The organism is Rhodanobacter sp. GW835-FHT13D09 (genome assembly GCF_058793995.1).
Map to the genome: position 1 here is coordinate 49,769 of NZ_JBXAGL010000002.1, position 19,999 is coordinate 69,767.

Annotated in this window: 17 protein-coding genes, 1 pseudogene and 1 riboswitch; of the genes and pseudogenes, 12 read left to right on the forward strand and 6 right to left on the reverse strand. The window is 70.8% G+C overall.

What is annotated here, in order from left to right; genetic code table 11:
* Positions 1-156 precede the first annotated feature (156 nt).
* From dinB to AC1Q5A_RS03085, 3 genes and pseudogenes are all read right to left on the reverse strand, one after another.
* A pseudogene (gene dinB, locus AC1Q5A_RS03075) lies at positions 157-1,251 on the reverse strand (DNA polymerase IV).
* A 44-nt stretch (positions 1,252-1,295) separates the two neighbouring features.
* Positions 1,296-2,258 (reverse strand): UPF0104 family protein, encoded by a 963-nt coding sequence (locus AC1Q5A_RS03080; protein WP_492698215.1) that lies wholly within the window; start codon positions 2,256-2,258, stop codon positions 1,296-1,298.
* Positions 2,248-3,162, reverse strand: coding sequence for an ATP-grasp domain-containing protein (locus AC1Q5A_RS03085; protein WP_492698217.1), 915 nt, complete (start codon positions 3,160-3,162; stop codon positions 2,248-2,250). The genes AC1Q5A_RS03080 and AC1Q5A_RS03085 overlap by 11 nt, the downstream gene beginning before the upstream one ends.
* 17 nt (positions 3,163-3,179) lie before the next feature.
* A riboswitch (S-adenosyl-L-homocysteine riboswitch) is annotated at positions 3,180-3,255 on the reverse strand.
* Positions 3,256-3,429: 174 nt separating this feature from the next.
* Here AC1Q5A_RS03085 and AC1Q5A_RS03090 point away from each other — a divergent pair.
* From AC1Q5A_RS03090 to AC1Q5A_RS03100, 3 genes are all read left to right on the forward strand, one after another.
* Entirely contained in the window at positions 3,430-4,761 is a 1,332-nt protein-coding gene (locus AC1Q5A_RS03090) for an APC family permease (RefSeq protein ID WP_492698219.1), read from the forward strand.
* Between the two features lie 109 nt (positions 4,762-4,870).
* Positions 4,871-7,006 carry a beta-agarase gene (locus AC1Q5A_RS03095; protein WP_492698221.1) on the forward strand — a complete coding sequence of 712 codons (2,136 nt, stop codon included), beginning with the start codon at positions 4,871-4,873 and terminating at the stop codon, positions 7,004-7,006.
* 169 nt (positions 7,007-7,175) lie between these two features.
* On the forward strand, positions 7,176-7,619 hold the full coding sequence (locus AC1Q5A_RS03100; RefSeq protein WP_492698223.1) for a hypothetical protein: 444 nt from the start codon (positions 7,176-7,178) through the stop codon (positions 7,617-7,619).
* Between the two features lie 79 nt (positions 7,620-7,698).
* Here the strand turns inward: AC1Q5A_RS03100 and AC1Q5A_RS03105 are convergent, their stop codons facing one another.
* Genes AC1Q5A_RS03105 through AC1Q5A_RS03115 form a run of 3 tightly spaced genes read right to left on the reverse strand, consistent with a single transcriptional unit; the run spans position 7,699 to position 9,492 of the window.
* Positions 7,699-8,106 (reverse strand): hypothetical protein, encoded by a 408-nt coding sequence (locus AC1Q5A_RS03105; protein WP_492698225.1) that lies wholly within the window; start codon positions 8,104-8,106, stop codon positions 7,699-7,701.
* Positions 8,103-8,573, reverse strand: coding sequence for an Mpo1 family 2-hydroxy fatty acid dioxygenase (locus AC1Q5A_RS03110; protein ID WP_492698227.1), 471 nt, complete (start codon positions 8,571-8,573; stop codon positions 8,103-8,105). Before AC1Q5A_RS03110 ends, AC1Q5A_RS03105 begins: the two co-directional genes overlap by 4 nt.
* Positions 8,574-8,595: 22 nt before the next feature.
* Positions 8,596-9,492, reverse strand: coding sequence for a phosphoribosylaminoimidazolesuccinocarboxamide synthase (locus AC1Q5A_RS03115; protein WP_492698229.1), 897 nt, complete (start codon positions 9,490-9,492; stop codon positions 8,596-8,598).
* A 127-nt stretch (positions 9,493-9,619) separates the two neighbouring features.
* Between AC1Q5A_RS03115 and AC1Q5A_RS03120 the strand changes: the two genes are divergently transcribed.
* The 9 genes from AC1Q5A_RS03120 to AC1Q5A_RS03160 all read left to right on the forward strand — a co-directional run bounded on the left by AC1Q5A_RS03120 (position 9,620) and on the right by AC1Q5A_RS03160 (position 19,964).
* A complete protein-coding gene (locus AC1Q5A_RS03120) occupies positions 9,620-9,934 on the forward strand; it encodes a c-type cytochrome (protein ID WP_492698231.1) in 315 nt (104 codons plus the stop codon).
* Entirely contained in the window at positions 9,931-10,749 is an 819-nt protein-coding gene (djlA, locus tag AC1Q5A_RS03125) for a co-chaperone DjlA (RefSeq protein ID WP_492698233.1), read from the forward strand. The genes AC1Q5A_RS03120 and djlA overlap by 4 nt, the downstream gene beginning before the upstream one ends.
* Before the next feature lie 185 nt (positions 10,750-10,934).
* Positions 10,935-11,603, forward strand: a complete 669-nt coding sequence (gene rpe, locus AC1Q5A_RS03130) for a ribulose-phosphate 3-epimerase (protein ID WP_492698235.1) — start codon at positions 10,935-10,937, stop codon at positions 11,601-11,603.
* Between the two features lie 874 nt (positions 11,604-12,477).
* Positions 12,478-13,167, forward strand: coding sequence for a proteobacterial dedicated sortase system response regulator (gene pdsR, locus AC1Q5A_RS03135; protein WP_068092446.1), 690 nt, complete (start codon positions 12,478-12,480; stop codon positions 13,165-13,167).
* Positions 13,155-13,748: a hypothetical protein gene (locus AC1Q5A_RS03140; protein ID WP_492698237.1), complete on the forward strand. Its 594-nt coding sequence runs from the start codon at positions 13,155-13,157 to the stop codon at positions 13,746-13,748. The genes pdsR and AC1Q5A_RS03140 overlap by 13 nt, the downstream gene beginning before the upstream one ends.
* Before the next feature lie 12 nt (positions 13,749-13,760).
* Positions 13,761-15,776 carry an ATP-binding protein gene (locus AC1Q5A_RS03145; RefSeq protein WP_492698239.1) on the forward strand — a complete coding sequence of 672 codons (2,016 nt, stop codon included), beginning with the start codon at positions 13,761-13,763 and terminating at the stop codon, positions 15,774-15,776.
* 99 nt (positions 15,777-15,875) lie between these two features.
* Positions 15,876-18,047, forward strand: a complete 2,172-nt coding sequence (locus AC1Q5A_RS03150; RefSeq protein ID WP_492698241.1) for a TonB-dependent receptor — start codon at positions 15,876-15,878, stop codon at positions 18,045-18,047.
* On the forward strand, positions 18,044-18,769 hold the full coding sequence (locus AC1Q5A_RS03155; RefSeq protein ID WP_492698243.1) for a DUF4198 domain-containing protein: 726 nt from the start codon (positions 18,044-18,046) through the stop codon (positions 18,767-18,769). The genes AC1Q5A_RS03150 and AC1Q5A_RS03155 overlap by 4 nt, the downstream gene beginning before the upstream one ends.
* Positions 18,770-18,779: 10 nt before the next feature.
* Entirely contained in the window at positions 18,780-19,964 is a 1,185-nt protein-coding gene (locus tag AC1Q5A_RS03160) for a PepSY-associated TM helix domain-containing protein (RefSeq protein WP_492698245.1), read from the forward strand.
* The last annotated feature ends 35 nt before the right edge of the window (positions 19,965-19,999 follow it).

The following is a 19,999-nucleotide window of genomic DNA, read 5'->3' on the forward strand; positions in this document are numbered from 1 at the left end:
TATCCTCTGTTTGATATGGCCATGCGGCGCATGGCGTGCCCACGATAGGGCCGTGTCCGCCCGGCAGGATGAATGGCGGATATGCGCAAGAAGCTGCGTGAGACCCGCGTCACGCCGGCGGTGCCCGGCTGAGCCGCCGCCGGCGCGTGCATCGCGTCAGCCGTCGCCGAACAGGTCCGCCTGCGCCTGGTAACTGTCGCGATCGACGAAACCGGCCAGGCCCACGCCGACCAGGCGGTAGCGGCTTTCGGCCGGCCGTTCGACGCGTTCGCGCAGGCTGCAGGCGATGCCGGCCAGTTCGGCGGCGGATTGCGGGCGTTGCGCCGGCGTGAGGCTGCGGGTCAGGGTATGGAAGTCCGAGGTCTTCAGTTTCAGCACCACCGTGCGTGCGACGCGAGCGTGTTCGTGCTGATAACCCGCCCAGGCCTTCTGGGCCAGCCGGCGGATATGCGGTTCGAGTTCCTCCAGCAGCAGATCGTGCTCGAAGGTGTCTTCGGCGGAGATCTACAGGGTGGGTCGTTCTGGCTGCACCGGATGCTCGTCGATGCCGCGTGCCAGTTCGTGCAGGCGGCGGCCCCAGCGGCCGAAGCGCTGCTCCAGTTCGGCCTGCGCGTACGCGCGCAGTTCGCCCACGGTGGCGATGCCGAGCGCGGCCAGCTTCGCCTCCATCACTTTGCCCACGCCGGGCAGGCGGCCCACCGGCAGCGGGGTGAGGAAGGCCTCGACCTGGTGCGGCCGGATCACGAACAGGCCGTCGGGCTTGCGGAAGTCCGAGGCGATCTTGGCCAGGAACTTGTTCGGCGCCACCCCGGCCGAGGCGGTCAACTGCGTCTCCTCGCGGATCGCCGCGCGGATCGCCTCGGCGGTGGCGGTGGCCGAACCCAGGCCGCTCCGCGTCACGGTGACGTCGAGGTAGGCCTCGTCCAGCGACAGCGGCTCGATCAGCCCGGTGTGCCGTGCGAAGATCTCGCGTACCTGCCGCGACACCGCCTTGTAGCGCGTGAAATCCGGCGGCACGAAGATCAGCTGCGGGCACAGCCGCTCGGCACGGATCGCCGGCATCGCCGAGCGCACGCCGAACACGCGCGCCTCGTAACTGGCCGCGCACACCACCGAGCGAGCGCCACGCCATGCCACCGCCACCGGCTTGCCGCGCAGCGAGGGGTCGTCGCGCTGCTCCACCGACGCGTAGAACGCGTCCATGTCGACGTGGAGGATCTTGCGCGGCGAGGCGGACACGCGGACAACCATGGGGGCGATGCGTCGATTCTAGAGGCGTGCGCCGTCGGCGGATGTCAGCAGTGATGCCGCGCCGATCGCCGCAGGCGCCATTCGAAGCCGGCCAGCGCCGCGCTGGCCAGCGCGAACGGCAGCAGGTTGTAGGTCAGCCGGTAGCACAGCATCGCGGCGAGCAGGTCGGCGCGCGCCTCGGGCGGAAACGAGGCCAGCATGATCGTCTCGAACACGCCCAGGCCGCCCGGGGCGTGACTCACGATGCCGGCCAGCACCGCGCCGACGTAGATCGGCAGGAAATCGACGAACGGCGGCGCCGCGCCGGCCGGCAGCAGCACGTACAGCGCGCTGATCGCGGCCAGCATCTCCACGCCGCCGATCAGCATCTGCGCCGCCGCGGTGGCGGCGCCCGGCAGCGGCAGTGTCAGCCGCCCCAGCGCGAGCGTGCGCGGTCGCGCCAGCCAGCCCAGCAGGGCGAGCAGCAGCAGGATCAGCGCCATGCCCGGCCAGCGGCCCCAGCCTTGCGTGATCTGCGGCTGCCAGCACAGCGCGCCGGCGATCACCACGGCGAAACCCAACCCCACGCCGAGCCCGGCCAGGGCCACGATGCGCGCGATGTCGCCGGCGCCCAACCCGACCGCCGCATAGATGCGGTAGCGCAGCGCGGCGCCAGTGATCGCATGGAAGCCCAGCGTGTTCGAGATGCCCTGGGTGACCGCGCCGGCGAACGCCGCCAGCCGCGCGGAGACACGATCGCCCACCGCCGTGCGCGCCGCCAGCACGTCGAACAGCGCCAGCATCGCCAGGCTGACCGCCGCAGCGATGACCGAGGCTGCGATGTGCCGCGGCGGCAGCTGCGCCCAGGCGGCCACCACCTCGCGCCACGACAGCCCGGTGACGTAGCGCTGCAGCAGCCACGCCGCCAGCGCGAATGCCGCCAGCGAACCGCCCCACGAGGCCAGGCGCAGCCAGTGCGGCGGCGAACGCGCGGCGTCGTCTTGCCGCTGCGGCGGCTCAGCGTGCACGGGCCACCATGGTCGCCTGCGGGCGGTCGATCCGCGCGGCCACTTCCCGCGCCAGCCGCTCTGCCGCCGCCGGATGCCTGGCCAGGTGCAGGAACGGCTCGATCAGTTCCAGCTCCATCACCAGGAAGTCGCCGCCGCTGACCACGCCATCCACGCGCAGGTAGGCGTGGTTGCCGTGGCCGAGCGCCGCCAGCGCGGCCAGCGCTCGATCGGCGGCGGCCAGGATCGCGGCGTCGGGCTGCGCCGGCTCGGCGCTGCCGCCGTACTCGCCCTGCACGCGGTAGTCGCCCGCGGCCGGGCGCTTGATCACCGCATGGCCGAATGTGCCGGCGAAATACAGCAGCGACCATTCGCCCTCGTTGACGATTTCCGGCACGAAAGGCTGCACCAGGTAGTGGTGTTCGTGCGGCAGTTGCGCCACGGCATCGGCGAACGCCGCGTCGCCGGCGGTGCCGCGCAGCGTGTGCCAGGCGCTGCCGCTGACGCTGGGCTTGATCACCACCGGCTGCCCCGGCATCGCCGCCAGCACGCCAGGCAGCGCGGCGGCATCGGCCAGCCGGGTGGGGATGATGGCGACGCCGTGCTGCGCCAGTTCGAGCAGGTAGTGCTTGTCGCTGTTCCAGCGCAGCAGCGCGCTGTCGTTGATGGTGGGGACGCCCAGCGCATCGAGCCGGTCCAGCCAATGCAGGAACGCCGCGTGGTGCTTGAAGTAATCCCAGATGGTGCGGATCAGTACCGCGTCGAACGCCGACCAGTCCACCGCCGGGTCGTTCCACACGCAGACCGTCGGCGGCAGGCCGAGCTGCTCCAGCGTGGCGGCCAGATGCGCGTCGTCGGGTTGGACCGATGGATGGTCCGCGGAAGTGGCGAGGGCGAGCCGGCGAGGGGCGGCGGGAATGGGCATGGCGACGTCTCCAGTGTGCGGAAAGGGCGCCCTTGCGACGGATTCGCACATCGAGCGTGGCGGACGGCGTCCGCTGCAGCACCCCTCGACGGCGATGGCGCGGCGGCATCGCCGTAACGCCAAAAACTGGTGGCACCTGCCGTGCCGACCACGACAGTCTTCCGGCGCGTCGCCTGCTTGTCAATTTGCCGGGCGGCGGCGCGGCATGCCGGGCATGTGCCGGGCGGGACTGGTGGAAACGGCACGGACGATGGCAAGGTAGCCGCCATGCCTATCGAACCCGCCAATGCCTATGCCCGCCGCCTGAACACCTGGGACGCCGCGATGATCGTCATCGGCGGCGTGATCGGGGCAGGCATCTTCCTCACCCCGGCCACGGTAGCGCGCAACACGTCGTCGGGCACGGAGGTGCTGATGCTGTGGGCGATCGGCGGCCTGCTGACCCTGGCCGGCGTGCTGTGCTACGCCGAGCTGGGCGCGCGGCGGCCGCAGGCGGGCGGCATCTACGTCTACCTGCGCGAGGCGTTCGGGCTGCTGCCGGCGTTCCTGTTCGGCTGGACTATGGCGCTGATCAACTACCCCGGCAGCGTCGCCGCGGTGGCCACCATGTTCGCCGAGTATTTCTGCACGGCGGTCGGCCTGCCGCAGCTGTACGTGAAGCCGGCGGCGGTGGGCGCGATCGTGTTCATCGTCGGCGTGAACCTGTTTGGCATCCGTGCCGGCGCGTGGATGCAGAACGTGTTCACCGTGCTGAAGCTGGCGGCGATCGCGCTGCTGGTGGTTGCCGGGCTGGTGCTGGCGCACGGCCGCCTCGGCCTGGCGCCGGTGGCGGAGGCCAGCCACCCGGCGTCGCCATGGTCGTTCGTCGGCGCCTTGCTGCCGGTGCTGTTCACCTACGGCGGCTTCCACTACCTCAACGATCTCGCCGGCGAGGTGCGCGACCCGCAGCGCACGCTGCCGCGCGCGCTGGGCCTGGGCATGGCCGGCGTGGTGCTCTGCTACCTGCTGGCCAACTTCGCCTACCTGGCGGGCCTGGGCCACGCCGGCCTCGCCGCCAGCCAGGCGCCGGCGGCGGACCTGATGCGCCGGCTGTTCGGCGCGCACGGTGCCACCGTGATCGCGGTGGGCATCGCCTGTTCCACCTTCGGCTACTGCAGCATCGCGATCGCCGGCGGCGCGCGCGTGCTGCAGACGATGGGCGCGGACGGCGTGTTCTTCCGCGCCGCGGGCCGCGTCGATGCGCGCACGCGCGCGCCGCAGATCGCACTGGCCCTGCTCGGTGCCTGGGCGGTGGTGCTGACCCTGTCGGGTAGCTTCAACCAACTGCTCAACTACACCACGGTCGGCGAGTGGCTGGGTCACGTGTTCGGCATCGGCACGCTGTTCTGGTACCGCAAGCACTTCATCGACGACCCGGCGCCGTACCGGGTCCCGTTCTACCCACTGCTGCCGCTGATCTTCGTGATCACCGTGTTCGGCGTGATCGTGGCCAGCGCGATCCACGCGCCCGGCGACGCCGGCATGAGCCTGCTGATCATCGCGCTGGGCGTGCCGGTGTACTACGGCTGGCAGCGCTGGGCGCGCCGCCAGCCGGCGTAAGGCATTACGCTTCGTAGGGCGGACACCGTCCGCCGCTCTTGCATCATGAAGCCCGAAACCGGCGGACGGTGTCCGCCCTACGAAGCTGATTGGCGCGAGGAAGATGATGATGAAACGTCACGTATGGATCTGGCTTTGCGTGTGCGGCGTCGGCGCCTGCCACGCTTCGACCGCGCCGGGCGTGGCTGACCTGGCGGCGCCCGATGCCAGGGTCCGCATCAGCCTCGACCATGTGCAGCGCATCGGCGGTACCGAACGCGCCGGCGATGGCGTGGCGCAGCAGCGCTACGCGTTCCAGCCGGCGGCGCAGCCGCAGGTTGTGATCGCGCCGGCGAGCGGTGCATGGGACTGGTCGGGCCAGGGCGAGTTTCGCCTGCGCGTGCAGAACGCGATGCCGTGGGCGGTGACGCTCATGGTTGAGATCGACGGTGTGGCGGACCAGCGCCTGCAGGCGACGGTCGGCGTGCCGGCCGGGCCGGCGCAGACGTTGGTGGTTCCGCTGCAGGCGACCTCGCCGCGCGGCGAAGGCATGCAGGTGGGACCGCCGATGCCGTTCGACGACCGCGGCCGGCCGACCCTGCTGGCAACCACGGTGCAGGGCACGCTGGACCTGCGCAAGGTCGGCGCGATCCGGCTCGGCGTACCCGCGCCGCAGGCCGTGCAGACCTTGCTGCTCGGCCGCGTCGACGTGGCGCCGGGTGCGGCCACGTTGCGTGACGCGTACGCCGGCATCGTCGACCGCTACGGGCAATACACCCGCGGCCGCTGGCCGGAGAAGGTCGGTTCCGATGCCGCGCTGCGTGCGGCGGTGCAGGCGAAGCCGGCCGCGCTTCAGCGCGCCGGGCTGGATGCGTATGGCGGCCGTCTGGACGTCCAAGACTTCGATCGCACCGGCTGGTTCCACACGCAGAAGCAGGATGGCCGCTGGCATCTGGTGACGCCTGACGGCCATGCGTTCTTCTCGCTCGGCGTCAACGCGGTGATCACCGACGGCGGGCGCAGCTATGTCGAGGGCCGCGAGTTCATGTTCCGCGACCTGCCGCCGGACAGTGGCGAATGGGCGACGTTCTACGGCCATGACGACAACCGCAACCCGGAGCAGGGCGCCAGCCGCGGCATCGGCTACAACCACGGCCGCTGGTTCGACTTCTACGCGGCGAACCTGTATCGCGTCGACGGCAGGGACTGGCTGGCGGCCTGGCGCACGCGCGCGCTGCAGAGGCTGCAGGCCTGGGGCTTCAACACCCTCGGCAACTGGAGCGACGACGCGCTGGGGCAGGCGCACCGGTTGCCGTACACGCGCTCGATCGATATCGGCGGCGACTACGCCAACGTTTCGAGTGGCTATGACTACTGGGGCCGCATGCCCGATCCGTTCGACCCGCGCTTCGCGCAGGCCGCCGAGCGGGCGGTAATCAAGGCCAGTGCCGATGTGCGCGACGATCCGTGGCTGCTCGGTTACTTCGCCGACAACGAGCTGGCCTGGGCCGGCAGCGGCCCGCAAGGCCACTGGGGGCTGGCGCTGGGCACGCTCGCCGGCGACGCGAAGAGCCCGGCCAAGCGGGCGTTCATCGCCGACCTCAAGGCCAGGTACCGCACATCCGCGCAGCTGGCCGCGGCGTGGGGCATCGCGCTCGCCTCATGGGGCGGGCTCGACGCCGCCGGCTTCGCCGCACCCGCGCCGAGCGAGGCGCATCCGGCGATCGAGCGCGACTACAGCACGTGGCTGCGCCGCTACGCGGATGCCTACTTCCGCACCGTGGCGCAGGCGCTGCGCCGCCACGACCCGCACCACCTGTTCCTCGGCGGCCGCTTCGCGGCGCGCACCCCCGAGGCCGTCGCCGCCTGCGCCGCGTACTGCGACGTGCTCAGCTTCAACGTCTACGCCGACCTGCCGCAGCACGGCCTCGACCTCGCCGCGCTGCACACGCTGGACAAGCCGGTGCTGATCGGCGAATTCCACTTCGGCTCGGACGACCGCGGCCCGTTCGGCAAGGGCGTGGTGCCGGTGTGGAACGAGGCCCAGCGTGGCGAGGCCTACGCGAAATACGTCGCCGCCGCCGCGGCCGATCCCGCCATCGTCGGCGTGCACTGGTTCGACTACGCCGACCAGCCCGTCACCGGCCGCGTGCTCGACGGCGAGAACAGCCATGTCGGACTGGTGGGGATCACGGATATTCCGTTTGGCGGGTTCGTGGAAGCGGTGCGTGAGGCGAACCTGGGCGCCATGCATCCGCACGAGTGAAGAAGTGCGGCGGCTCATGGCTTATTTCTCAAGCGGCCGGTGGCATGGCCCGGCCGAAGCACGCCGCGGGAGACGCCGTTGCGGCCATCGGCTAGGCTGGCGCCATCGCCGGGAAGGGCGGACGGCATGGGATGCCGCCGGGCGGTTCCATCCATTGACAGGGGGTTCCATGGGTACTTCGACGTTTGCCGTGCTGGCCGGCATGGGCATGTTCGCGGCTGTGGCGATGATCGTGGTGGGCGTGCTGCTTGCGGCGCTGATGCTGAGCGTGGCGTTCCGGCTGGTGGTCGGCTACATGCCGTCCTACCTGCGCGCGCTGGGTGTGGTGCTGCTGGCGGCGATCGCCGCGGTGGCGGTGTCGGTGGTGCTGGGCATACTGACCGGCTCGCTGCTGCATGGTGGCCCGGGCGGCCTGCTCTCGATGGCCGTGCAGTTCCTGGTCGGCGCTGCGCTGGTCAACTACCGGCTGCCGTCGCAGACCGGCGCCCGGATCGGGTTTGGCAAGGCGTGCCTGGTGGAACTGGTCTACCTGGTGATCGGCGCCGTGCTGGCCATGGCCATCGGCATGCTGATGATGATGGTGTTCGGCGCGGCCATGTGGGGAATGCACTGAGCGGAGCCGTCCACGGGGGCATGGCGGATGCGGGAAAGGGCGGCGGCATGCCGCTCTTTTCGCGCGGTCTGTCCGCGGATCAGGCGAGGCTGGTGGCGACGCCGAAACCGAGCGCCATGATCACCGCCACCGCCATGCAGGCGCTGCCGGGACGGATGCGGTGCGCGTCGACGCGCGGCACCAGCCGCCACAGCAGCACGCTGCCGATCAGCATGTCCAGCACCAGCGCGCCGCGCAGCAGGCCGGAGCCCAGCAGGGCGCCGTAGGGCGGATGCAGTCGGCCTTCGTGGGCAGCCACGCCGACCACCAGCAGCATGCCGGCCAGGGTCCACAGCAGGCAGGCCAGGTAGATGCGGTTGAACACCACGGCGCAACGCTCGGCCCAGCGCAATACGGACCAGCCGATCAGGGCGAACACCAGCGCAGCCATGCTGCTGTACAGCACCCACCAGAGCAGGGTGCTGATCACGGTAAGCAGGGTGGTCATGTGACTTGCGTGAATCCCAGTTTGCGCAGCAGCTTGGCCATCAGCCAGGCCGGGCCGATCAGCAGGTAGGAGAGGTCGGTGAGGAAGCTGGGCTTGCGCCCTTCGAACTTGTGTCCGATGAACTGGCCGATCCAGGCGACCACGAACACGCTGACCGCCAGGTAACACAGCGGCGCCGCGCCGAGCCGCGCGTACAGAAAGTTGGTGAGCAGGCCGAGCAGCGCAAACACTATCAGCAGGCCGACCGCCAGCCGGTGCGAGCGCCGCCAGTACCAGTAGAATGCCAGCACCATCACCAGCACGGCCCAGGAGCCGGGACGCAGCTGGCTGACCGGCACCGGGATCGCCCACAGCAGCGCGATCACCGACCACACGATCGGCGGCACGCAGAACCAGTGGAACACCTGGTTGGTCGGGTTCCGATGGTCGCCGCTGTAGCTGTCGAGCCAGTCCTGCATGGTGCGCATGGGCGTTCCCCCGGTGGAGGCTTCAGTCGAGCCGGATGCCGGCCAGCCGCTGCAAGGCTTCGGCGTACTTGGCGGCGGTGCGCGCGATCACCTCGTCCGGAATCACCGGACCGGGCGGGGTCTTGTTCCAGCCCTGCGCCTCCAGCCAGTCGCGCACGAACTGCTTGTCGTAGCTGGGCGGGCTGATGCCGACCTGGTACTGGTCGGCCGGCCAGTAGCGCGTGGAATCGGGCGTCAGCATCTCGTCCATCACGTACAGCTTGCCGCTGGCGTCGGTGCCGAACTCGAACTTGGTGTCGGCGAGAATGATGCCGCGCTCGGCCGCATAGGCAGCGGCCCAGCGGTAGATCGCCAGGGTGGCGTCGCGCACCTTCCCGGCCAGTTCGCGACCCACCAGGTCCACCACGGCGTCGAAGCTCACGTTCTCGTCGTGGTCGCCCACCGCGGCCTTGGTCGAGGGCGTGAAGATCGGCTCGGGCAGCTGCTGCGCCTGCTTCAGGCCCGCGGGCAACGCGATGCCGCATACGGCGCCGGTCTTCTGGTAATCCTTCCAGCCCGAGCCGATCAGGTAACCGCGGGCGATGCATTCCACGGGCACCGGCTTCAGCCGCCGCGTCACCACCGCGCGCTTCGCGTACAGCGCGAGGTCGGTGCCGGGTGGCAGCACCTCGGCCAGCGGCACGTCGAGCAGGTGGTTCGGTATCAGGTGCGCGGTCTTGCCGAACCAGAAGTTGGAGATCTGGGTGAGCATCTCGCCCTTGCCCGGGATCGGGTTGGGCAACACCACGTCGAACGCCGACAGCCGGTCAGTGGCGACCATCAGCAGCCGATCGCCGGACAACGCGTACACATCGCGCACCTTGCCGCGGTGGATCAGCTCGAGGCCGGACAGGTTCGATTGCGGCAGGGTGGTGGGCACGGCGGCGGGTTCCACGTGGCGGGGAAGCGCCCATTCTAGCCGCTGCGGCCGTGGCGCCGGAAACGCCGCCTCGGGAAATCGGGGTGCGCTGCTAGAATTGGCGACCTTTGGCCCCCATTGGTTGCCGATGCGAATCCTATTGCCCGCGGCGCTCTGCCTGCTCGCCGTCCTCCCGCTCCGTGCGCAGACCCGGACGCCGCCGGCCCGGCTGGGCCTGTGCGCGGCCTGCCACGGGGCCAGCGGCCACTCCAGCATGCCCGGCGTGCCGCACCTGGCCGGACAGCGGCTGGACTATCTGCGCGACGCGCTGAAGCAGTACCGCGATGGGCGCCGCAACGTAGCGGTGATGCGCGCCGCGGTCGGTCCGGTCAGCGACGCCGAGCTCGACGCGCTGGCGCACTGGTACAGCGCGCAGCCGCCGCAGCCACAGGGGAATCCATGAGTTACACCTATACGCTGTGGTTCGCGTTCTTCGGCCTGATCATCGGGCACCTGCCCGGCGCGATCACCGGCGCGGTGATCGGCCTGATCTTCGACAACATGCGCTACAGCCAGCGCAGGAACGCCACGCCGGAAGCCGGCGGCTTCGTCGGCCCGCTGTTCACCCTGCTCGGTGCGGTGGCGAAGTCCGACGGCCGCGTGTCGGAGCAGGAGATCGCGATCGCCGAACGCCTGATGACGCGGATGAACCTGGACGCCGAGCTGCGCAGGCAGGCGGTGGCCAGCTTCAACGTCGGCAAGCAGCCGGAGTTCGATGTCACCCAGACCATCACCGCGCTGCGCAACTGGGTCGGCCTGCGCCGCGACCACGCGTTCCCGGTGCTCGACGTGGTGATCGAGACCGTGCTGGCCGAGGGCAACCCGCCGCCGGAGAAGATGGCGATCCTGCGCCAGCTGGCGTTCGCGCTGCGGATCAGCGACATGGAGCTGATGGCGCTGATGGCGATGAAGGGTTACGCCTGGAACGCCGGCGCGGGCGGATCGCGCGGTTACGGCGGCGGCCAGGCCTATGGCAACGGTGGCGGCTACGTGCCGCCGCAGCGCGCCGCGCAGGGGCCGGACCCGTACGCAGTGCTCGGCATCGACCGCAACGCCGACGACCGCGCGGTCAAGCGCGCCTACCGCAAGCTGATCTCCGAACACCACCCCGACCGCCTCGGCGACCTGCCGGAGGACATGCGCAAGCGCGCCGAGGCGCGCGCCAGCGAAATCAACGCGGCGTACGACCGGATCAAGGAAGCGCGCGGCTTCAAGTAGGCAAGCTGTCCTCCCTCCCCTGCGCAGCAGGGGAGGGCCGGGGTGGGGTCGCTCTTCGCGCCAAAGCCAAAAGCACCCCCACCCAGCCTCCCCCTGCTTGCAGGGGGAGGGGCAAAGCGGCAACGTCGTGGCAGACTTGAAGTCTGTTTTCGCGCCCTCGTCCTACTCATTGTCCAGGCCTCGCCATGAGCAAGCAAACCCCCGTCATCGCCCCGTCCATCCTCGCCGCCGATTTCGCCCGGCTCGGCGAGGAGACCGCCGCGGCGCTCGCCGCCGGCGCCGACTGGGTGCACTTCGACGTGATGGACAACCATTACGTGCCGAACCTCACGATCGGCCCGATGGTGCTGCAGTCGCTGCGCAAGTACGGCATCACCGCGCCGATCGACGTGCATCTGATGGTCAAGCCGGTCGACCGCATCGTGCCGGACTTCGCCAAGGCCGGCGCCAACCTGATCAGCTTCCATCCGGAGGCGAGCGAGCACATCGACCGCACGCTGGGCCTGATCAGGGAGTCAGGCTGCCAGGCCGGGCTGGTGTTCAACCCGGCCACGCCGCTGGATTACCTCGACTACGTGATGGACAAACTCGACCTGATCCTGATCATGTCGGTCAACCCCGGCTTCGGCGGGCAGAAGTTCATCCCCGGCGCACTTGAGAAGCTGCGTCAGGCGCGTCAGCGCATCGACGCCAGCGGCCGCACGATCCGGCTGGAAGTCGACGGCGGCGTCACCGCCGACAACATCGGTGCGATCGCCGCCGCCGGTGCCGATACCTTCGTCGCCGGTTCCGCGATCTTCCATGCGAAGGATTACCGCGCCGAGATCGCCGCCATGCGCAAGGCGATCGGATAGTCGTGCCCGCCGCCATGCACAAGGCGATCGGCTAGGCATTGCGCGCCGCCGTGCGCCGGGCGATCGGCCAGGTATTCCGGCCGAGGCCGCTCGGCCACACACATAAAAATCCCGGTGCAGCGGGGAGCTGCACCGGGAAAAACGTCGTCTTGGACGTGAGAGGGAACACCATTGATTGGTGTGCCGGCACGGCCGCTTTACAGGGGAGAGTCGACTGCCGTGCCGGCACGTTCCACGGCAAGAGGAACGCTACCAATCAGTACTGTTGACCGGGTCGTTCCGGTTTGGTTCCCACGCGTTCATGAACGGGCCGCCGGCGCGCCGCCATGCGCCTTGGCGCGAAAAAATCCCCTCGCGGGGAGGGGACAAGGAACCACCATGTCGGACGGAATGGGGCGCAGCGCTACAGGGGTTGCCAGTCGGGATCGGGGTCGTCCTGCCCCGGGCCCGGCGCGATTCCCTTCCCCCCCCCCCCCCCCCCCCCCCCCCCCCCCCCCCCCCCCCCCCCCAACGCGGCCTTCCACGGCAAACCGGTCGAGCGGATTCGGATCGGGACGGAGCGGGTTCACGGCGTCCACCTCAAAGGCTGAGCAGCAGGGCGAGCAGCAGGGCGCCCAGCGCCAGGGCCACCCGCAGTGGTTCGAAGTCGTGCAGTTCGGCGTTGGGGTCGCGTTCGGCGGATTCGGTTCTGGGCATCGCGGCATTCCCGGTCGGCTGGCTGGGGCCTATCAGACCGCGGGTGCGGGCGCTGGCGCCGGCGCAATCGGGCCAGGTGGCTGCCGGCATGTGGCAAAACGCGGGCAACCGCGCCGGGCGGCTTGCGCGCGTGCGATTCGCATAGCACGCTGCGCGCACTGTCATCAGGGAGCGCGCCATGGGCCGCAGCATTGCCATCGTCGAGGACGAACCGCTGATCCGCGCCAACTACGTCGAGGCGCTGAACCGCTTCGGCTACGACGCGCGCGGCTACGGCTCGCGGCAGGAGGCGTCCGGCGCGTTCGCGATGCGCCTGCCGGAGCTGGTGATCATCGACATCGGCCTGGGCGACGAGCCGGAGGGCGGTTTCGACCTGTGCCGCGAGCTTCGCGCGAAATCGGCCACGCTGCCGATCATCTTCCTCACCGCGCGCGACTCGGATTTCGACGTGATCTCCGGCCTGCGCCTGGGCGCCGACGACTACCTCAGCAAGGACACCAGCCTGCACCAGCTGGCCGCGCGCATCGCCGCGCTGTTCCGCCGCATCGAGTCGCTGAAGGTGCCGGCCAGCAGCGAGACGGTGATCGAGCATGGCCCGCTGAAACTGGAATCCGAGCGCATGCGCATCACCTGGAACGGCGAGGAGATCCCGCTCACCGTCACCGAATTCTGGATGGTGCACACGCTGATCCGCTTCCCCGGCCACGTGAAGAACCGCGACCAGCTGATGCGCGAGGCGGAGCTGGTGGTGGACGACGCCACCATCACCTCGCACATCAAGCGCATCCGCAAGAAGTTCATCGCGGTGGCGCCGGAGTTCGACGCAATCGAGACGGTGCACGGCGTCGGCTACCGGTGGAAGCCGTGAGGCGGTGCCTGCTGCCGGCGCTGGCGTGCCTGCTGTTCGCCGTCGCGGCGCAGGCCGCCGGCAAGGACGACAGCGTGCTGGCGCGCGGCGCCCGTGACGGCGACGCGCCGGCCTGGGCGATCAGCGCGGCCACCCCGACCGGCTGGACGCGCGACTGTTGCACCTACGCCCGCGCGATCGGCGTCAATGCGGTGCTGTACCAGGGTGAATGGAGCGGCAAGCCGCAGCGGGTGATGGTGCTCAACGTTTGGCCGCGCCAGCTGGCCACCCTTGCCGACGAGGTGCAGGCCGACCGCAAGCGCTACCTGCAGCACGACCCCGCCGGCAAGGTGTCCGGCTTCGCCGTGCGGCATCCGGCCATGCCGTGCGAGGCTTCGGTCTACCAGGGCAGCGACCATATCGACGACGTGCTGGTGTTCTGCGATCCGGGCACGGCCAGCGGCGTGCGGCTGAGCTGGTCGATGGCGTTCGACGACGCCGACCCGTCGCGCCGCGCGCTGCTCGACGACTTCATGCGCGTGGTGGTGGCCACGCGCTGGGCAAGGGACCACACCGCGACCTCGCCCGCGCGTGGCCGCTGACCGCCGGCTCCGATGACCCTGCGCCGCAAGCTGCTGCTGGTCGCGCTGTGCACGCTGGCGTTGCCGGTGGCCGGCTGGCTGTATGTGCGGCAGATGGAGACGCTGCTGCGCGAGGGGCAGTCGCAGGCGCTGCTGGCCTCGGCCGGCGCGGTGGCGCGCAGCCTGGTGGTGACCGGCGCGGTGGCGCCGGATTCCGCCGGCTCGGGCTGGTACGTGCAGCAGGCGCCGTACCCGATCACCGTCGACGGCTACGGCGACGACTGGGCACCGCTGACGCCGTGGAGCCAGCCGCTGGGCGCGCGCGGCAAGCTGCTGCTGGCCGCTGACGACGGCTGGCTGTACCTGTACGCCGACGTGCGCGCCACCCGCCGCAGCCGCGCCGATGCGGATGATGTGGACGCGCTGGCGGCCGATCACCTGATCCTCGCGCTGGGCAACGCCAACGGGCGGCGCCGCTACCTGCTCGCCAGCGCGGCGCCGGGGCCGTTCACCGCGCGGCCGCTGGATCCGCCGGTCGAAGGCCTGCCGGAGGCGATCGCCGCGCAATGGCAGGAGGACGGCAGCGGCTATCGGGTTGAGCTGCGCCTGCCGCGCGATTTCCGTCTGCGCGCGCTCGGCGTCGGCGTGTACGACGCGGCGGCCGGTGGCGATCGGATGGCCGCCGACACGCGGCCGCTGCTCAGCTACTCGGACAAGCTCGCCGGCGAGCTGGCGCAGCTGGTGCCCGATCGCGTGCAGGCGCGCGTGTTGGCGTCGCGGGGCTGGCTGCTGGCACGCAGCGGCCGCCTGAACACGGCGCCCGGCAGCGACGGCCAGCCGGGCTGGTTCGCCGCGCTGGTCTACCGCTCGCTGCTGGCGACCCGGCTGGAGGACGCCAGCCTGTGGTCGCAGGACGTGCCGCGGCTGGATACCCGCGAAGTGGCCGAGGCGGCTGCCGGCAGGCCGGTGTCGGTGTGGCGCAGCGGCGAGGAGCGCGGCAGCGTGGTGCTGGCCGCCGCGGTGCCGATCGAACACGCCGGCCGGGTCGATGGCGTACTGCTGCTGGAGCAGGCCAGCCGCACGGTGCCGCTGCTGGCGAACCGTGCGCTGTTCGGCCTGCTGCTGACCAGCTTCGGCGTGCTGCTGGTGGCCGGCGGCATCCTGCTGCTGTTCGCCACGCGGCTGAGCCTGCGGCTGGGCCGCCTGCGCAACGCGGCCGAGCGCGCCCAGCTCAACGATGGACGTCTGGATGGCCTGTTCGAGCGAGGCAAGTTTCCGATGACCGACGCGCCCGACGAGATCGGCGACCTGGCACGCAGCTTCGAGCGGCTGTTCGAGGTGGTCGGTAGCTATACAGATTACCTGCGCACGCTGGCCTCGAAGCTTTCGCACGAACTCAACACGCCGCTGGCGATCGTGAAATCGTCGCTGGACAACCTCGAGCATGCCGCCTTGCCGGCGGAGGCGCAGCCGTACCTGGCGCGCGCCCGCGACGGCGTGGCGCGGCTGGGCGCACTGGTGCGCGCGATGAGCGAGTCGAGCCGGATGGAACGCTCGATCCTTGCCGCCGAACCCGAGGACGTCGACCTGCGCGACGTGGTGCGCGGCTGTGCCGATGCCTACCGCCCGCTGATCGGCGTGCGCCGGCTCGACTGCACGCTGCCCGATGCGCCGCTGTATCTGCACTGCGCGCCCGAGCTGATCGCACAGGCGCTGGACAAGCTGCTCGACAACGCGCTGTCGTTCACGCCGCCGGATGGCTGGTTGCGCCTCGTGCTGCGCGCCACGCCCGACGGCGCCGAGATCGAGCTGGCCAACCAGGGTCCGCCGCTGCCCGCGGCGATGCAGGGCCGCCTGTTCGACTCGCTGGTCAGCCTGCGCGACAAGGCCACCCCCGGCGACGCGCCGCACCTGGGCCTGGGCCTGTATGTGGTGCGGCTGGTGGCCGAACGCCACGGCGGCATCGCCGGTGCACACAACCTCGACGACGGCAGCGGGGTGGCGTTCTCGCTGCGCCTGCGCGGCATGCCGCGGCAACGGCTGGGATAGAGCCGGCCACGCGGCGGCATGACGCAGCGGCTTTGGATTGCCGGAGGCGGGTGGCATCTGTCATGATGAGAATGATTCCTATTACTTTCGGATTCCGCCATGCCGCTTGCACCAAGCAGGGCACGCCTGCCCTGCGCCGTCCGTACCAGCCTGCTGGCCGCCGTCCTCGCCGCGGCTGCGCCTGTCGCTGCTGCTGAAACCGACACCCCCGCCGCTGCGACGGCGACCGCGTCGTCCGACGCCGACAACACGGAAGCCTCGGCCAAGACGCTGGACGCAATCATCGTCACCGGGCAGCGCCCGCGCCTGTTCGAGATCGACGACGTCAACGCCGGCGCGCTGGGTTCGCGCGAGCTGAAGGACCTGCCGTTCTCGATCGCCTCGTTCGCCGCCGATACGATCGAGGAGCAACGCGCGCGCACCGCGCTGGATGTGCTGAAGAACGATCCCTCGGTCACGCCCGTCACGCCGGGCGCCTCCTACGACGGTATCGCGGTCCGCGGATTCTCCGCCAACGCCCTCAACAACGTGCGCCGCGACGGCCTGGCGACCAACGTCTACATGGACGTGCCGCTGGAGAACAAGGAGCGCGTCGATGTGCTCAAGGGCCTGTCCGGTTTCCTGTACGGCGTGGGCGAGCCCAGCGGCGTGGTGAACTACGTGCTGAAGCGCCCCACGCGCGACCGGTTCGCGAGCCTGACCGGCGAGGGCAGCAGCCGCGACGGCCGCTATTTCGCGCTGGACGCGGGCGGCCCGATGGCCGGCGCCGATGCCGGCTATCGCGTCAACGCGGCCACCGAGAAGGTCGGCGACTACCATCACTACGGCGACCTTGAGCGCAACTTCGTCTCCGGCGCGTTCGACTTCAGGCTGAGCGACGCCGCACTGCTGCAGCTGGACGCCGACTACCAGAAGAAGCAGCTGGCGGCCAGCGCGCTGCTCGGCCCGCGCAGCGACGGCACGCTGGTGCCTGCCGGCAGCTTCGACCCGCGTACCCTGGTCGGACAGCCGTGGGGCCGCTACCGCTCGCGGGGCTGGAACCTCGGCTCGCGGCTCGACGTGACGCTGGCCGTAGGCTGGCTGCTGACCACGCAGCTGGGCGCGAGTCGCACGGGCCGCGACGCGGCTTTCCCGGACGTCTACGAGGTCGCGCCGAACGGCGACGTGCTGTCCGGCGACTACTACTACGCGCCCGACCAGAAGTTCACGACTACCGCCGGGCAGAGCTACCTGTCGGGCAAGCTCGGCGACGGCAGCGTCCGGCACGACCTGGTATTCGGCGTGGCGGCCGCCCGCAACGAGCTGCGCGACGGCGGCTTCCTGGTGTTTCCGGAAACGGTGGGCAACATCTATGCGCCGCGGCCGTTCCCGAAGCCGGACCTCGACCGGACCACGGCGAAGAACCGCACCCGCACCACGCAGCGCAGCCTGTTCGCCAGCGACACCGTCTCGCTCGGCGAGCACTGGCAGTTGCTCGCCGGCGCGCGCTACCTGCGCTATGGCAGCGACACCAGGTTTGTCGGAGGCGGCCAGCGCGACTTCAGCGTGGGCACCACCGTGCCGACCGCTGGCCTGCTGTTCAAGCCGAACGCGGCCGTCACGTTCTACGGCACCTACACCGAAGGCTTCGAGCAGGGCGCCTACGCGCCAGTGTGGGCGGCCAACGGCGGCCAACGGCTGGATCCAATCAGGAGCCGGCAGCGCGAGTTCGGCGTGAAGTGGCAGGCGCTGCCGTCGCTGCTGGCGAGCGCAGCCTGGTTCGACATCGACAAGCCGCTGCAGGAAGTCGACCCCGTCGACAAGGTGTTCAAGCAGCATGGCCGCCAGCACCATCGCGGCCTCGAGCTGACCGCCAACGGCGCGCTCACCGAACGCCTCAGCGCGATCGCCGGCGCGTCCTGGCTCGATGCGGCGCAGGAGGACACCGGTAACCCGCGGCTGGAAGGCAAGCGGCCGAGCAACACCGCCCGCTTCCAGGCCAACCTGTTCGTCGACTACCGGCTGGCCGAGATCGAGGGGCTGTCGGTGAACGCGGGCTACTTCCACGTCGGCAACCGCTACCTCGACCGCGCCAACACGGTGCGCGTGGCGGGCTACGGCCGCTGGGACACGGGACTGGCCTACGCCACGCGCCTCGCCGGCGCTCCATCGGTGCTGCGCCTGTACGTCGAGAACCTTGCCGACCGGCGCTACTGGCAGTCGGCGATCTACGGCGGCGTGCTGCAGGGCAATCCGCGCACCGCGCGCCTGTCGATGACGGTGGAGCTGTGAGCCGCGCCGCCCGCCTGCGCCTGGCGGCTGCCGTGGCGCTGACGCTGCCCGCGCTGGCCGCGGCGCACGGTGTGTGGATCGCGCAACGCGCGGGAGCCTGGGCACTGGTGCTGGGCGAGGCGTCGGTCGACGAGGCCTACGCGGCCGGCCAGGTGCGTACGGTGCTCGCCCGCACGGCCGGCGGCGACACCCGCAAGGTGGCGGCGGTTGCGCAGGAGCGCCATGTGCTGCTGCGCTTCGATGCAGACGTCGCGGCGGTGGCCGCGGTGTTCGAGGACGGCTACTGGTCGAAGACGCGCGCCGGCGCATGGGTCGCCGGCAGTCGCGCGGAGGTGGCCGACGCCGAGCGGACCAGTTTCGACGTGAAGACGACCACCACCGTCGTACGCCGGCTGGCGATGCCGGCGAAGGCCTTTGGCCTGCCGCTGGAGATCGTGCCGCTGGCCGATCCGATGTCGCTGCAACGCGTGCGGACGCTGCCGGTGCGGGTCCTGTTCGACAGGCGCCCGCTGGCCGGCGCGAAGGTCACTGCGGACTATCTGCACGACGCGCAGGCCGAGGGTGTCCGCACCGACGCCGACGGCCGGGCGGAGCTCGTGCTGGGCAGCAGCGGGCTCAATGTGATCAAGGTGAGTGCGCAGCGTCCCCGCCGCGACCGCAGGCTCGCCGACGAGGATGGCTACACCGCGACGCTGGCCTTCGCCCTGCCGCCGGCGGAGTGAGGGAGCACCGATGCGCGCCGCGCTGGCCTGGATGCACCGCTACGTCGGCCTGAGCCTGGCCGTGCTGCTGCTGATGTCCGCGTTGACCGGCAGCCTGCTGGCGTTCGAGCGCGAGCTGGATGCCGCGCTCAATCCGGAACTGTTCCGCCGCAGCAGCGCGGGCGCCGATCTGCCCGTCGACGCGCTGGTCGCGGCGGCGGCGCGGCAGCTGCCCGGCATGGTGGTCACCGGGATGCGCCTGCCGCATGCGGGACAGGACACCGTGCTGCTGGACACCGCGAGCGCGGACGGTTCGCCGCCGCGTTACGACCAGGCCTTCGTCGATCCCGCCAGCGGGCGCGTGCTGGGCACGCGGCTGTGGGGCAAGCCGGAAGCGGCGCGCCGCAATTTCATCCCGTTCCTGTATTCGCTGCACTACAGCCTGCACACGCCGGGACCGGCGGGGAAGCTGGTGCTGGGCGGCGCCGCGCTGCTGTGGTTCGCGCACAGCTGCGCGGGCCTGGTGCTGGCGTGGCCGCGGCGCCGGCGCGGCAGCTGGCGGCAGGTGCTGTCGCTGCGGCCCGCCGGCGACGGCTGGCGCGGCGACCACCAGTTGCATCGCGCCGGCGGACTGTGGCTGGCGGCGCTGTCGCTGCTGATTGCGCTCACCGGCGCGATGATGAACCTCCGGGAACCGCTGTTCCGGCCGGTGCTGTCGAAGATCAGCGCGCTCGCACCGGTACCAGCCGCGCGCTTCCCTCTGGATCGCGTGGCGCAGGATCCGCGCCCGTCGCCGACGTTCGGTGCCGCCGCGATCGCTGCCGAGCGCATCGCCGGAGGACACTACACCGCGCCGTATGCCTACCGGATCGCCCGCGATCCCGCGCGCGGCGTGTTCGTGGTCGCGCTGGGTGAAGCCGGCCGCAATCCCCGTTACTGGCTCGGTCCGTCGTGGCTGTACCTGGACGAACGTGACGGGGGGCTGCTGGCGGCCGACTGGGCTGACAGCGGCACGCTGGGCGACGTGCTGCTGCGTGAAGCCTTCCAGGTGCATTCGGGACAGCTCGGCGGACTGGCCGGGCGCATCCTGGTCTCGGCCGGTGGCGCGGCGGTGGCGCTGCTGATGCTGCTGGGCATCCGGCTGTGGTGGCGCCGGCGTGCAGCGCTGGCCGGCGGTCGCGCCGGGCAGGGTGGCGGAAGGGCGTCGCCGCCGTAGCGCCGACGCGTGCCTGTCGCGCCCTGTCGCGCCCT